At 46.8% G+C, this 14,337-nt stretch carries 12 protein-coding genes; all 12 read left to right on the top strand.

From position 1 onward, the window contains the following. Nucleotides 1-6: 6 nt before the first annotated feature. The 12 genes from AC27KT_RS15375 (at nt 7) to murC (ending at nt 14,336) form a co-directional block, all read left to right on the top strand. Nucleotides 7-831 (top strand): hypothetical protein, encoded by an 825-nt coding sequence (locus AC27KT_RS15375; RefSeq protein WP_487131387.1) that lies wholly within the window; start codon nt 7-9, stop codon nt 829-831. A 424-nt stretch (nt 832-1,255) separates the two neighbouring features. After that, nucleotides 1,256-1,714, top strand: coding sequence for a division/cell wall cluster transcriptional repressor MraZ (gene mraZ, locus AC27KT_RS15370; RefSeq protein ID WP_012519465.1), 459 nt, complete (start codon nt 1,256-1,258; stop codon nt 1,712-1,714). Further along, nucleotides 1,711-2,652, top strand: a complete 942-nt coding sequence (rsmH, locus tag AC27KT_RS15365; protein WP_487131384.1) for a 16S rRNA (cytosine(1402)-N(4))-methyltransferase RsmH — start codon at nt 1,711-1,713, stop codon at nt 2,650-2,652. The genes mraZ and rsmH overlap by 4 nt, the downstream gene beginning before the upstream one ends. Next, nucleotides 2,649-2,984 carry a cell division protein FtsL gene (ftsL, locus tag AC27KT_RS15360; RefSeq protein WP_487131382.1) on the top strand — a complete coding sequence of 112 codons (336 nt, stop codon included), beginning with the start codon at nt 2,649-2,651 and terminating at the stop codon, nt 2,982-2,984. The genes rsmH and ftsL overlap by 4 nt, the downstream gene beginning before the upstream one ends. After that, nucleotides 2,981-4,756 (top strand): penicillin-binding transpeptidase domain-containing protein, encoded by a 1,776-nt coding sequence (locus AC27KT_RS15355; RefSeq protein WP_487131380.1) that lies wholly within the window; start codon nt 2,981-2,983, stop codon nt 4,754-4,756. The genes ftsL and AC27KT_RS15355 overlap by 4 nt, the downstream gene beginning before the upstream one ends. Next, the gene (locus AC27KT_RS15350) at nt 4,746-6,326 is read left to right on the top strand and encodes a UDP-N-acetylmuramoyl-L-alanyl-D-glutamate--2,6-diaminopimelate ligase (protein WP_487131378.1); all 1,581 of its coding nucleotides are present in this window, start codon (nt 4,746-4,748) and stop codon (nt 6,324-6,326) included. Before AC27KT_RS15355 ends, AC27KT_RS15350 begins: the two co-directional genes overlap by 11 nt. Beyond that, nucleotides 6,323-7,732, top strand: coding sequence for a UDP-N-acetylmuramoyl-tripeptide--D-alanyl-D-alanine ligase (locus tag AC27KT_RS15345; RefSeq protein WP_487131376.1), 1,410 nt, complete (start codon nt 6,323-6,325; stop codon nt 7,730-7,732). The genes AC27KT_RS15350 and AC27KT_RS15345 overlap by 4 nt, the downstream gene beginning before the upstream one ends. Continuing rightward, on the top strand, nt 7,726-8,808 hold the full coding sequence (mraY, locus tag AC27KT_RS15340; RefSeq protein WP_014950432.1) for a phospho-N-acetylmuramoyl-pentapeptide-transferase: 1,083 nt from the start codon (nt 7,726-7,728) through the stop codon (nt 8,806-8,808). Before AC27KT_RS15345 ends, mraY begins: the two co-directional genes overlap by 7 nt. A 21-nt stretch (nt 8,809-8,829) precedes the next feature. Beyond that, nucleotides 8,830-10,350: a UDP-N-acetylmuramoyl-L-alanine--D-glutamate ligase gene (gene murD, locus AC27KT_RS15335; protein ID WP_487131373.1), complete on the top strand. Its 1,521-nt coding sequence runs from the start codon at nt 8,830-8,832 to the stop codon at nt 10,348-10,350. Beyond that, nucleotides 10,347-11,768, top strand: a complete 1,422-nt coding sequence (gene ftsW / locus AC27KT_RS15330; RefSeq protein ID WP_487131371.1) for a cell division protein FtsW — start codon at nt 10,347-10,349, stop codon at nt 11,766-11,768. Before murD ends, ftsW begins: the two co-directional genes overlap by 4 nt. Then, a complete protein-coding gene (gene murG, locus AC27KT_RS15325) occupies nt 11,761-12,891 on the top strand; it encodes an undecaprenyldiphospho-muramoylpentapeptide beta-N-acetylglucosaminyltransferase (protein WP_487131369.1) in 1,131 nt (376 codons plus the stop codon). Before ftsW ends, murG begins: the two co-directional genes overlap by 8 nt. Then, nucleotides 12,891-14,336 carry a UDP-N-acetylmuramate--L-alanine ligase gene (gene murC / locus AC27KT_RS15320; RefSeq protein WP_487131367.1) on the top strand — a complete coding sequence of 482 codons (1,446 nt, stop codon included), beginning with the start codon at nt 12,891-12,893 and terminating at the stop codon, nt 14,334-14,336. Before murG ends, murC begins: the two co-directional genes overlap by 1 nt. Nucleotide 14,337 lies beyond the last annotated feature (1 nt).

Below are 14,337 nucleotides of genomic sequence, written 5' to 3'. Positions count from 1 at the left end.
AAAGACATGAACACTAACACAAATAAGCTAAAAACTACGTTAACTGCACTTTCAATTATCACCGCATCAGTATTTTCAATGTCAGCTGCTCATGCTGCTACGCAAAACGAAGTACAAGTTACAGTTGTTGATTTTGAAGGGTTAGATGACAACCTTTACGGTGCTAGATATGTGCGCTACCTTGATGAAGTGAGCGGAAACAGCGGCGCTTACCTTATTAACCCTTATCTACAGCGTGTATCAAGCTTGTCTGGTGGGTACGCTAATTTAGATGGTATCGACGTGTTTAACTTAGGTACTACTTTTTATTTCGACGATAAGTGGATGCTGGCGATTGAAGGTGCTCACAGTAAATTTGACGAAGACTTTGGTGATGAGGATTACACCAATATCGATTTAAAAGTAGGGTTTAATTTGTCACGTCAATGGCAGATAGGCGCAGGTTTAATTTATCAGCGCGCTAGTTATGAAATTAATGACGGTACAAATAGCTATAGCGAAAGCGAAAATGAAACTTCACCACTCGTATTTACACGCTATACCACGGTAGGAAACGGGGGAACGGGTTGGGACTTCACTGCCCAATACATTGCCGATGATGTTGATGTATTATTTGGAAGTGCGCGTTACTTCTTTAGCCCAGGTCTAAGCGTTCAAGGCAGCTATAGCTATACCAATGCGCCCGACGGCTTTGACAACTTAAAAACAGCAGGGGTGGCTTTAGATTACTGGGTAAATGAGCAGTTCTCAGTGTCAGCAAGCTATGAAACAGATATCGACAGCGATATAGAAAGCGATGTCGCGTCACTTACGGCTTCTTACCGCTTTTAAAGCAAGTCAGCTATCTATTATTGATAGCTAGCAATTATTAACAATGAACTATCAGCTTCGGTTGGTAGTTCATTTTTTGCGTTTATACCTATAAATCGCTTTTAAGTTAACAAGCGTCTTCAATGTTTTTAAAAACAGCCGTTCATCGATAAATTTGAAGTTTAATTATTCCCGCCTGAATATTTTTTAATCTTTTTTACACGCCTAATCATACACTTCCTAAAATAACTGTATATAAAGACAGTTTAAACCCAGTGTTTATGCGGCTTTCACGCCTTTTTTCTACTTGACAGTGGGGATCATTGATACCTAAACTGTATCTCAGTGGGTAAATGTGGCGAATTGTGGATCAAATCATCATCACTTTGCAGATTAGTACTCAAAAAACAAGAAAACCAAGAGCAAATAATAAAAGGCTAGGGGAATGTTCCGCGGCGCTAACGCAATCAATCTGGATACAAAAGGCAGACTGGCTATACCGACGAAGTATCGTCAGTCGCTGCTGGATGATTGTCAGGGACAACTGGTCTGCACTGTCGATACACAACAAAGTTGTTTGCTGCTTTACCCACTTCCCGAATGGGAAGAGATCGAGCTTAAACTCTCTAAACTTTCAAGCATGATCCCAGCCGAGCGTCGCTTGCAGCGATTGCTACTAGGTTATGCTTCAGAAGGTGAGATGGATAAAAGCGGGCGCATTCTTGTTCCTACTCCACTGCGAAGTTTCGCAAAACTCTCAAAAGAAGTCATGTTAGTTGGTCAGTTAAACAAATTCGAAATTTGGGATGCCGATATTTGGGCACAACAAGTTGAAGCTGATATAGACACCGAACGCAAAGGCGAATTTGAACTTACCGAACGATTACAGGACTTTTCTCTATGACGCAGCCTAGCGAATTTAAACATATTTCTGTATTGCTTGATGAATGCATTGAAGCCTTAGCGATTAAACCGGACGGTATCTATATTGACGCCACTTTCGGCCGTGGAGGGCACTCAGCGCATATTTTAGAAGCATTGGGCGAACACGGGCGACTCATCGCCTTTGACCGTGACCCACAAGCAATCAAAGCGGCAGAACGCTTCGCCGATGATAAGCGTTTTAGCATTATTCATTCACCGTTTGGTGATATGGCAGAAGAAATCGAAGCGCTAGGGTTAACAGGTAAGATTGACGGTGTGCTTATGGATTTGGGCGTGTCTTCACCTCAACTTGACGATGCCGAGCGTGGCTTTAGCTTTTTACGTGACGGCCCGCTGGATATGCGTATGGACACCTCTCGTGGACAAAGTGCTGCAGACTGGCTGGCTAGCGCCGAAGAACAAGACATCACGCAGGTTATTAAAGAGTTTGGTGAAGAAAAATTCGGCAAACGCATAGCCCATGCCATTGTAAATACGCGCAAAGAAACGCCCATTACGCGCACCGCTCAGCTAGCCAAGATTATCGACGAAGCGGTTCCTGTAAAGGATAAGTTTAAACATCCGGCAACTCGTGCATTCCAAGGCATTCGCATTTATATCAATGCGGAACTTGAGCAACTTCGCGTAGGCCTTAAAGCGGCGACGCAAGTGTTGGCGAAAGAAGGCCGTCTTGCCGTTATTTCGTTTCACTCGCTTGAAGACCGTTTAGTAAAACGCTTCATTAAGGATCAAAGTAAAGGGAAAGTTGTACCGCATAATTTGCCGATAACCCAAGCTGAAATAGATGCAGATAAAGTCTTAAAAGCCTTGGGCAAAGCAATAAAACCTTCAGAGCAGGAGATTGCGAACAACGTTCGCTCTCGCAGTTCGGTATTACGTGTGGCAGAAAAGTTATGACCAAAGCCGCGCCAGACAAGGCCAGCACTAATTTTAAATTACTGCTAATAATTGTTTCAGATTTGACCCGCAACAAGTTGCGGGTTTTGTTGTATTTAATGGTTATCACAAGTGCCATGGCAGTGACACTTAGCAGTCATCACAACAGACAGCAGGTCATTGCTCTTGAAGACCTGATGCAAGAGAAAGATGATCTTGATGTCGAGTGGCGTAACTTGGTGCTTGAGCAACGAGCGTTGACCGAGCATAACCGCATAGAAAATTTGGTTGAAAAGCAGTTAGAAATGTACCGTGCCACGGCAGACGACGAAGTAGTGGTGAGGCTAAAATGAGCACATCTGCACTTTCTCGTAAACGCAAAAATACAGGTGCAAAACAAAATGTAACGCCAAGCTTGGTGCACTGGCGTTTTGTGGTTGTGCTTGTTGTAATCATGCTGGTATTCGGCGTGTTGGCTGCCCGCGCGGCCTACATTCAAGTTATCGAGCCAGACGAGCTTATTCAACAGGGCGACAACCGCACGCTTAGAACCCGTGACATGCCAACCTATCGCGGGCTTATTACCGACAGGAACGGTGTTGAGCTGGCGGTGAGTGTGCCTGTTCGGGCCATTTACGCAGACCCTAAGATTATTCATGAAAACAACGGCTTTGAGGAAGAGCGCCGCTGGGAAGCGCTGGCGGATGTACTGCGCCAAGACGTGAATGAACTCAAAGAAAAAGTGGCAAACCCCAAACGCCGCTTCGTTTATTTACAGCGTCAAGTGTCGCCTGCAATGGCAGAGTACGTTGATAAACTAGACATTCCGGGCATTTATCTTCGTCGTGAAAGCCGTCGCTACTATCCGACTGGTGAAGTTTCAGCGCAGTTAATCGGTGTTACTGATGTGGACGACACGGGCGTTGAAGGCTTAGAGCGCATGTATAACGAGTGGCTAACAGGCACGCCAGGTTCTCGTAAAATACGCCGCGATGCGAAAGGACGCCAAGTTGAAATATTAGAAACAAAATCTGGTGAAAAAGCCGGTGATCTGCAGCTGACTATCGATCAGCGCATTCAAGCACTTGCTTATAAAGAAATTAAAGAAGCCATGATTTACTATCAATCAAGTTCGGCTTCCGCCATTGTCATCGATGTAAAAAGCGGTGATGTATTAGCCATGGTGAATGCACCGTCATTCAATCCTAACGATAGAAGCGATATTTCTGCGCACAGAATGCGTAACCGGGTTATTACTGATGCGTTCGAACCAGGCTCAGCATTGAAGCCTCTTGCTGTCCTCACTGCATTGGAATTCGGTGACGTTGAGCCTGAAGATTCAGTAAACACCCATCCAGGTTGGATGCGTTTGGGTGGCAGCCTAGTAAAAGATTCGCGCAATTACGGCGAGCTAACGCTAGAAGAAATTATTCAGCATTCCTCCAATATGGGGACGTCTAAGCTGGCGCTTTCAGTGCCTAAGCAGTTCCTGCTGGATACTTACTACAACATGGGCTTAATGAGCGATACTGGACTTAATATGGCTGGGGAAAGTAGCGGTATTTTCCATGAGCGCAGTCGCTGGTCTGAGTTTGAATTAGCCACGCTGTCGTTTGGGTACGGTATCTCTGTAACTACAGCACAGCTAGGGCGTCTTTACGCAACGCTGGCAAACGGCGGTATAAAAACACCACTTAATATCATCAAGTCACCGGAACAACCGTCGTGGCAAGCTCAATCAGAACGGGTGATCAGCGAAGAAAACGCAAAAGCCATTGTTCAAATGATGGAAAGCGTCACCCAGCGTGGCGGCACGGCAACAAAAGCAGCGGTTCCGGGCTATCGAGTCGCTGGGAAAACAGGTACTAGCAGAAAAGCGGTAGCCGGAGGCTACGGTGAAGAGTACGTCAATATTTTCGCCGGTATTGCACCAGTGTCTGACCCTAGACTAGTGACTATTGTGTTGATTAACGAACCTGGTGGTGATTTGTATCACGCGGGGGATACCGCTGCACCTGTCTTTTCATCAATTATGGGTGGCGCACTGCATATGTTAAACGTTACGCCCGATGACAAGCAGGTGACTTCTAGCCGCTTATTGAAAGGAGGTCAAAGTGGTAGTTAGTGCCTTTATTCAAAGTATAAAAGCCTTATTGGCAAAATTTGGTGTAGACGCCCCCGATATTCGCATTGAGGGTTTAACGCTAGACAGCCGAGAAGTGAATACGCGCTTAGCGTTTGTTGCTGTGAAAGGTCACGAACGCGATGGTCGAGATTTTATACCCCAGGCAATAAGTTTAGGGGCCCGTGTAATTCTGGCGCAAACTGAAGACAGTAATGCCCATGGTCAAATGGAAATGCGCGACCACAGTGTCATCATTTCGCTATATGAACTACCGCAAATGCTTTCTGCATTAGCTGCTGCATTTTATGACTACCCTGCCCAGAAAATGACCACGGTGGCAGTGACAGGGACTAACGGAAAAACCTCTACAGTTCAATTGCTTACCCAGCTTAAGGATGCGTTAGGTACACGTAGCGCAAGTATTGGAACCTTAGGGAGCAGTGTGTTTGAAGGCGATGAAACCCAGTGGTCGAACACGCCGGCAGCAAACACTACGCCCGATGCCATACGTATGCAGTACTTGTTGGCAGACTTTGTGCAAAGTGAAGTGCGCCATACGGCCTTCGAAGCAAGTTCTCACGCATTGGTTCAAGGACGGCTTGGTACAGTAAAAACCGATATCGCTGTTTTCACCAACCTTACTCGAGATCATCTCGATTATCACGGCACTATGGAAGAGTACGGCAAAGCCAAGCGCTTGCTGCTTAAGCAGCCTGGTTTAAAGGCTGTGGTATTAAACGCTAATGATAATGAAAGTAAGAAGTGGGATGGCGCAGCAGTTAAGACGATTACACGCGTCTGGACAGGTATAGACGAAAGTGGTCTGAATGGAAGCGGTCTGGATGAAAGCGGTGAAAGTGAGTTGATGCGAGCGCATAACAATCCTCAAAGTCGCCATTGTTTCGCCACAAATGCTTCTTATCATGCAGGTGGATGTAGCTTTGAACTGGTGAGTTCGTGGGGAAGCGCTGCTATTTCGCTGCCACTATTTGGAAAATTCAATATCAGTAATGTACTTAGCGCTATAGGTACGTTACTCGCTGAAGGCGAGCGTTTTGATGACGTGGTAAACGCGGTAAATGCAATCACGACCGTACCCGGGCGAATGGAAGTTTTCCCTGTAACAGGTGCCGCTAACTTGGTGGTGGACTACGCGCATACATCAGACGCTCTGGAGAAAGTGCTGTTAAGCGCAAAATTCCATACAACGGGCAAAGTATGGTGTGTGTTTGGTTGTGGTGGCGACCGTGATAAAGGTAAGCGACCGCTAATGGGCCAAGCTGCTGAGTCAGGCGCTGACGCTATTGTGATCACTACCGACAACAGCAGAAGCGAAAGCCCTGAGTCTATTGCCAAGGACATCATTGCGGGCTTGAAAAATTCTGAGCTGGCAGTGTCTATTCCAGACCGCGAGCAAGCTATTCGTCACTGCCTTGAGCATGCGCATGAAAGCGACATCATCATTGTGGCCGGAAAAGGCCATGAAGATTACCAAATTATCGGTGACAAAAAGACTAACTATAACGAACGTGCAGTTGTGGCGCGACTGCAACAGGAGTACAGCAAATGATAACAACAACGCTGTCATGGATAGCCGAAAAGGTTAATGGGAAATTATTAAAAGGCGCTGCTGACATCGAAGTATCAGCAGTAAGTACCGATACCCGCACCCTTGAAGATGGCGCAGTTTATCTGGCCTTGAAAGGTCCAAATTTCAACGGCCACGACTTTATCTCAACGGCCGAAAAAGCGGGAGCAAGCGCGGTTATTGCCAGTGAAGACGTAGCGACCACGTTACCTGTCATCATGGTTGAAGATACCAAAGAAGCACTTGGTCTATTAGGTGCAGCAGTTAAAGCTAATGTGGCGCCCAAAACGATTGCGATTACCGGAAGCAGTGGTAAAACCACCGTAAAGGAAATGTGTGCCGCCATTTTGGAGCGAAGGGGCAATGTATTAGCCACAAACGGTAACTTCAATAATGATATCGGTGTGCCGCTAACCCTTTTACGCCTTGAGCCTCAGCATGAATACGCGGTGATGGAACTAGGCGCAAATCACATTGGCGAAATCGCCTATACCACGAACCTTGTTAAGCCGGACGTAGCGACTATCGTAAACGCCGCCGCTTCTCATCTAGAAGGCTTTGGCAGTCTGCTAGGTGTAGCGCGCGCCAAAAGTGAAATTTTTAAAGGTTTAGGAAGTGATGGCGTGGCGGTAGTTAACGTTGATAGTCAGTTTGCCGAATTTTGGCAAGGCAAACTTAAACAGACTAAAACGCTTACGTTTTCCCCTCAGCAGAAAAATAATGCCGACTTTAGAGCAGAAGATATCACCATTGGATTAGATGGCTGCGCCGCATTCCACTTGGTTTGCCCGCAGGGTGATATGTCTATTCAACTGACTATTCCTGGCGTTCACAACGTGGGTAATGCCCTTGTTGCTGCAGCGCTAACACTACAAGTCGGCGCCACATTGGAAAATGTGCGAGACGGTCTACTTGCTATGAAGCAAGTTAGCGGTCGCTTGAATGTGAAACAGCTTACCGAACAAGTTCGCCTATTAGATGACACCTACAACGCCAACGTAGCGTCTGTTAATGCAGCAATTGATACGCTAAGTAGCTTTTCAGGCATCCGCGTTCTTGTGCTAGGCGACATGAAAGAGTTGGGCGAAAAAGCGCGTTTCTACCACGAGCAGGTGGGGGAATACGCTAAACAAAAAGGAATTAATTACCTGTATACCATGGGTGTTTTGAGTCAATCAGCCAGTGCTGTGTTTAATGAAAACGGTGGTCATTTCAGCGATGTTGAAAGTTTGTTGGCCGCAATGGAGAGTGATTTGTTAGTGCAGCAGCGCGATATTTCAATTTTAGTTAAAGGTTCACGCAGTTCCAAAATGGAACGTGTGGTAGAGGCGGTCGAGGCCTCTACGCTGGGAAAGCACGATAGCCGTCGGGAGCGAATAGCATGTTAATTTGGCTAGCCGACTGGCTGACACAATTCGATTCAGGGTTTAACGTATTTTCATACCTTACCCTTCGCGCAATTTTAAGCACGCTGACCGCATTACTTATTGCCATTTTAATTGGCCCTAAGATGATTCGTTATTTGCAGCGCATGCAAATTGGTCAAACTGTACGAGACGATGGCCCGCAAAGCCATTTATCAAAATCAGGCACGCCCACTATGGGCGGGTTACTTATACTCGCAGCAATTGTAGTAAGCGGCCTGCTTTGGGCTGACCTGACTAACCGTTATGTTTTGGTAACCCTTACCGTGGTTGTGGCCTACGGTATTATTGGATTTGTTGACGACTACAGAAAAGTGATCCGCAAAGACTCGAAGGGGCTCATCGCCCGTTGGAAATATTTCTGGCAATCAGTGGTTGCGTTAGGCGTCGCATTCTATCTATACAGCAGTGCAACAATAAGCGCTGAAACCTCACTATTGGTGCCTTTCTTCAAAGAAGTGTTCCCGCAGTTGGGTGCGTTCTTCATCATTATTACCTACTTTGCCATTGTAGGCACCAGTAATGCGGTAAACCTTACCGATGGCTTGGATGGACTTGCCATCGTGCCCACTATTTTAGTGGCGGGCGCATTTGCCATATTTGCTTATGTAACAGGTAATGCGAACTTTGCCGAATACCTGAATATTCCTCATATTCCGCTCACCAGTGAACTAGTGATTGTGTGCACCGCCATGGTCGGGGCTGGTTTAGGCTTTTTATGGTTTAACACGTATCCGGCACAAGTATTTATGGGTGACGTTGGTTCATTAGCGTTAGGCGGCACATTAGGCGTGCTGGCTGTATTAGTGCGCCAAGAACTCGTGTTAATCATCATGGGTGGTGTTTTTGTTATGGAAACCCTGTCGGTCATTCTTCAGGTAGGTTCTTACAAATTGCGGGGCCAGCGTATTTTTCGTATGGCGCCTATTCACCATCACTACGAATTGAAGGGCTGGCCAGAGCCGCGAGTTATCGTGCGTTTTTGGATCATTTCAATCATTTTGGTATTGGTGGGTTTAGCTACCCTCAAACTTAGATAAGCGGTAAAGAGATAAATCGTAATGTCGTATAACGTACGTGAGCATAGTTATGTAGTCGGTGGCCTAGGTGTTACAGGTCAGGCTTGCGTGCGCTTTTTGTTGCAACAAAAGGCAACGGTTAAAGCGTTTGATACACGTGCTAATTTTACTGCATCTGCTGATCTTGATACTGACATGCAAGCTTTTATGGCAGATAAGGTCACTTGCAATGCCATAAGCGAAGACTACTTTGATGGCGTAGACACCTTGGTGTTAAGCCCAGGTCTTGCACTTAATATTGAACAAGTGGCTTTAGCGCAAAAGTGTGGCGTTGAAGTAATCGGCGATGTTGAGTTGTTCGCCCGTTTAAATGCCACCAAAAACGGCGCTACGCCAGCTAAGCGCGTAGTAGGCATAACCGGTTCTAACGGTAAAACCACGGTTACTTTATTAGTGAACCATCTGCTTAAAAGCTGCGGCGTAAAAAGTATTGAAGCGGGTAACGTAGGTCGCCCTGTGCTTGAAGCGCTTCAAAGTGATGCAGATGTAGTGGTGATGGAGCTATCAAGTTTTCAGCTTGAAACTACGTCTAGCCTGGAACTCGAAGCTGCCACAGTGCTTAATATTTCCGATGATCACCTAGACCGTCACGGTACCCTTGAAGCCTATATTGATGCCAAACATCGCATTTTTGATAACGCGAAATCTGCGATTGTGTGGCGAGATGGTGAGTTTGTTGCGCCAGACGAGCAGCTTATTGCTGATGCTAAGGGTAATGCTGCATCAAATGCCGTATCTGATGGCGTATCTAATGCCGAATTTAATGAAGACGCGCTAGCGTCAAAAACTATCGTTGAATATGGACTGGGGGAGTCGACCACAGGGTTTGCGATTGCGTCTTTCGACGGTGATGGTAGTGCTCGTGACGATGAACAAAGTCTATACATTACGTTTAATGGCGAAAAGCTTATTGCCCTTAGCGATATCCATTTAGCGGGCATGCATAATGTGCTTAACATCATGGCTGCATTAGGCATATGCCAACAGCTAGGTGTTTCGCCAGAGTTCGCGGTTAAACACTTATACAGTTTTAAATCTGCACCACATCGCTGTGTGGAAATAGCCCGTGTAAACGACATCCGCTATATCGACGATTCCAAAGCAACCAACATTGGCGCCACGGTCGCGGCCCTTGAAGGGTTAGCCCCGACTATACAAGGAAAGCTGATTCTTATTGCAGGTGGTGACGCTAAAGGTGCTGATATAGCCAGCCTCTCGCCTTATCTGACTAAATATGTCTCGCACGTGTTTGCATTGGGCAAAGATGCACACTTGTTTGAAAAGAGTTTTGCGCATACTACTCGTGTGGCAACCATGAAAGACGCCGTGAAAGCAGCAACAAGACTTGCTGCCCCTGGTGATGTTGTGCTGCTTTCGCCTGCCTGTGCAAGCTTAGATATGTTTAAAAACTATATGCATCGAGGTGACGTGTTTAAACAAGACGTACACGAACTACATAATCTACATAGTCAGAGCAACAGTACTGTGGAGGCCTCATCATGATGACTGCCTCTACCAAACTTAGCGCGTTATTTGCTGCGAAGCATGACGGGCAGCCCTCGGCAACGCAACCCTATGATGTAACGCTCATTTTAATTGCGCTCGCACTAATGAGCATCGGCGTTGTTATTGTTACTTCTGCGTCTATGCCGGTGGCCGATAGGCTGCACGACAACCCCTTCTATTTTGCGATTCGCCACGGTATTTATATAGTTGGGGCGATCATTGCCGCTATGGTAGTGCTCAATTTGCCCATGCAGTTTTGGCGCATGACAAATCCCTATCTTCTGCTCGCGGCCATCGCGCTATTGCTAGCAGTACTGGTAGTGGGAAGAACTGTAAACGGGAGTACCCGCTGGTTGGCGATTGGACCTATCACCATTCAAGCGGCCGAGCCAGCTAAGCTCTTTTTCTTTGCGTATTTGGCAGGATATTTGGTCCGTCGCTACGAAGAAGTTACCGAAAACCTAAAAGGCTTTATTAAGCCTCTAGTCGTGTTCTTTGCGTTAGCGATGCTGTTACTGCTACAGCCAGACTTAGGTACAGTTGTCGTGATGTTTGCCACCACAATTGGCCTGTTGTTTTTAGCAGGTGCAAGACTTTGGCAGTTCTTTGCATTGGTGTTCGCGGGCATATTGGCGGTTGTAGCGCTTATTGTGTTTGAAGAATACCGAATGAAACGGGTTACCTCCTTTTTAGATCCTTGGGCAGATCCATTTGGTGCTGGTTATCAGCTTACCCAGTCTTTAATGGCCTATGGCCGCGGTAACTGGTTCGGACAAGGCCTGGGCAATAGCTTACAAAAATTGGAATTCTTACCCGAAGCACACACTGACTTTGTTATGGCTATTTTAGCTGAAGAGCTCGGATTTGTTGGCGTGCTTGCCGTACTTGGCCTTATTTTATGGATGGTATTACGTGCGCTAAGCATTGGAAATAAGGCCCTTGAAAAAGGGCGAGCGTTTGATGGTTACATGGCTTACAGCATAGGCATTTGGTTCAGTTTCCAGACGGCGGTAAATATTGGTGCAAGCGCGGGTATCCTGCCAACCAAAGGGCTAACACTGCCGTTAGTTAGTTACGGCGGTTCATCACTTATCATTATGTCAGTAGCTGTAGCCATATTACTTCGTATCGATTTTGAATTACGGGTTGATGGCGTACAGGCGATTGGCCGAGGCGATAGCAAGTCCAGTAAAAGCAAAGCCCGTCGTAAAAAGCCTATTCCTACTAACGCGTCGCAATCTAAAGCGGCACATGCTGAAAGTGGGGCGAGTACAGAGGACAAGAGCGACGAAGCTGACTTTTCTACAGCGACGGTTGAAGCTAAACCCACTAAAACATCAAGTGCGGAAGATGAAGGCAAAGCTGGCATTAAAGCCATACTCGCGCGGGTAGCGCAGGAGGCAGATAATGGCTAAGCGTTGTTTAATTATGGCTGGCGGTACTGGCGGACATGTTTTTCCAGGACTTGCAGTGGCAAACGCGCTTCGAAATGAAGGCTGGGACATTCATTGGTTAGGCACCGCCGAGCGAATGGAAGCGCAAGTTGTGCCTAAGCACGACATACCTATTCACTTTATTCCGGTAAAAGGGCTTCGTGGCAAAGGTGTTTCGGCACGTCTTCAAGGTGCTGTTGCTTTAGTAAAAAGCTTGTTTTCAGCAAGACGAATTATAAAACGCCTACAGCCTGACATCGTTATTGGGTTTGGCGGCTATGCCAGCGGCCCAGGCGGCGTTGCCGCAAAAAGCTTAGGTATTCCTGTGATAGTACATGAGCAAAATGCTGCTGCGGGCATGACCAATAAGCTTCTTAGTAAAATCGCAAGTCGGGTGCTTCTGGGCTTTGACGATGCGAAAGAACAATTTTCAGGTGTAGGGGCTAAGGTGCATACTGTGGGCAATCCTGTCCGTGATGAAATTTGGCAGGTAATGCCCAAATCTGTAGACATTAACGCGAGTAATAGCGAAGCCACTCTTGAAAACAGCAGTGAGCGAACGGATAGCCTGAATATGCTTGTCGTTGGCGGAAGCCTAGGTGCACAGATTTTAAATGAAACCGTGCCCAATACTTGCGGTGTACTCGATGGATTATCGATAAAGCACCAGTGCGGAAAAGGTAACAGTGAAGGTGTTTCGCAGGCATATATGTCGGTGGGCGCAGATATGTCGAAAATCGATGTCAGTGATTTTATTGATGACATGGCCGCAGCTTATGAATGGGCAGACTTTATTGTATGTAGAGCCGGTGCGCTTACGGTAAGTGAAGTTGCAGCAGCGGGGCGGGCAGCGATCTTCGTTCCGCTACCGTTCGCGGTTGACGACCACCAAACAAAAAATGCGCAGTCGCTAGTGAGGCAAAATGCGGCACTAATGATTGCTCAATCTGTATTAAAAGAAAATTTAGGGCAGGCGGTGCGTCAGTGGTTACAACACCCTGAAGACTGCTTAAGAATGGGTGCTGTAGCGAAAACATGTGCAAGCACTCATGCCACGGAAAATGTAGTAAGCCACGTTAAAAGCGTGGTAGGAGTAGGGGACTAATGGTTTTTAAAACCCCATTTGAAAGCCCGCAAATGCGCAGGGTTAAAAATATATTCTTTATTGGTATCGGCGGTGCCGGTATGGGGGGTATTGCCGAAGTATTATTAAACGAAGGTTATGCCATTGCTGGCTCTGACATTCAAGAAGGGCCAATGACACAGCGCTTAAGTGAATTAGGTGCTGATGTGAAAATTGGCCATCGAGCTGAAAATGTTGAAGGGATGGACGTTATTGTGGTGTCTAGCGCCATCAATGAGCAAAACCCAGAAATTATGGTTGCTCGTGAAAAGCGCATTCCGATCATCCGGCGTGCAGAAATGCTGGCTGAACTGATGCGATTCCGCCACGGTATTGCAGTGGCAGGCACGCACGGTAAAACGACCACAACCAGTTTAATTTCAACGATTTTTGCAGAAGCGGAATATGACCCTACGTTTGTTATCGGCGGTTTGCTTAACAGTGCTGGCACCAATGCGCGTTTGGGTAAAAGCCGCTATCTGATTGCAGAGGCTGATGAAAGTGACGCGTCGTTCCTTCATTTGCAGCCGATGGTTTCTGTAGTGACCAATATTGAAGCCGATCATATGGATACTTATGGTGGCGATTTCTCAAAGGTTAAAGACACCTTTGTCGATTTCTTGTCGAACCTACCATTTTACGGGCAGGCCATCGTATGCGGTGACGATGCGAATATCCAAGAGATTCGCCCTCGTATAGGCCGAAGTATTCTTACTTACGGTTTTGAATCTCACAATGACTACCGTGCAGAAAACGTGTCTTTGTCATTCGGTAAAGCGAATTTTACGGTTATTCGCCCAGAACGCGAACCGTTAGATATTACGCTGAATCTTACCGGTAACCACAATGTGCTTAATGCCCTTGCTGCTATCGCGGTAGCAACGGATGAAGGTGTAGATGACGACGCTATCATTCGCGCACTTGCTAGTTTTGGCGGCATAGGCCGTCGTTTCGAGCAGCTAGGTACATTTACTACCAGTAAAGGAGAGGTGTGTTTAGTCGATGACTATGGTCACCACCCAACCGAAGTAAAGGCGACTATCGCTGCGGCTCGTGCAAACTGGCCTGACAAGCGCTTAGTTATGGTCTACCAGCCTCATCGCTTTACGCGCACCCGCGACCTTTATGAAGATTTTGTCGAAGTACTGTCGAGCGTTGATGCCTTGTTGCTTCTGGATGTTTACGCTGCCAGTGAACAGCCCATTGAAGGGGCTGACAGTAAAGCGTTGTGCCGTTCCATTCGTCAGCGTGGTCAAATCGAGCCTGTATACGTAGGTGACAAAGACGCCTTACCAGCTATTTTGGCGAATATCATGCAAGATGGCGACATCGTCATGACCCAAGGCGCAGGCAATATTGGACAAATTGCTAAGCTTCTAGCCCGCCATGAACTAGAAGCAACATCACTTGCAAAGGAAGGGGAATAAG

The organism is Alteromonas sp. 5NW40-0090, assembly GCF_057552975.1.
The sequence above is the reverse complement of the archived record's forward strand: the minus strand, read 5'-3'. Positions and strand labels throughout refer to the sequence as shown.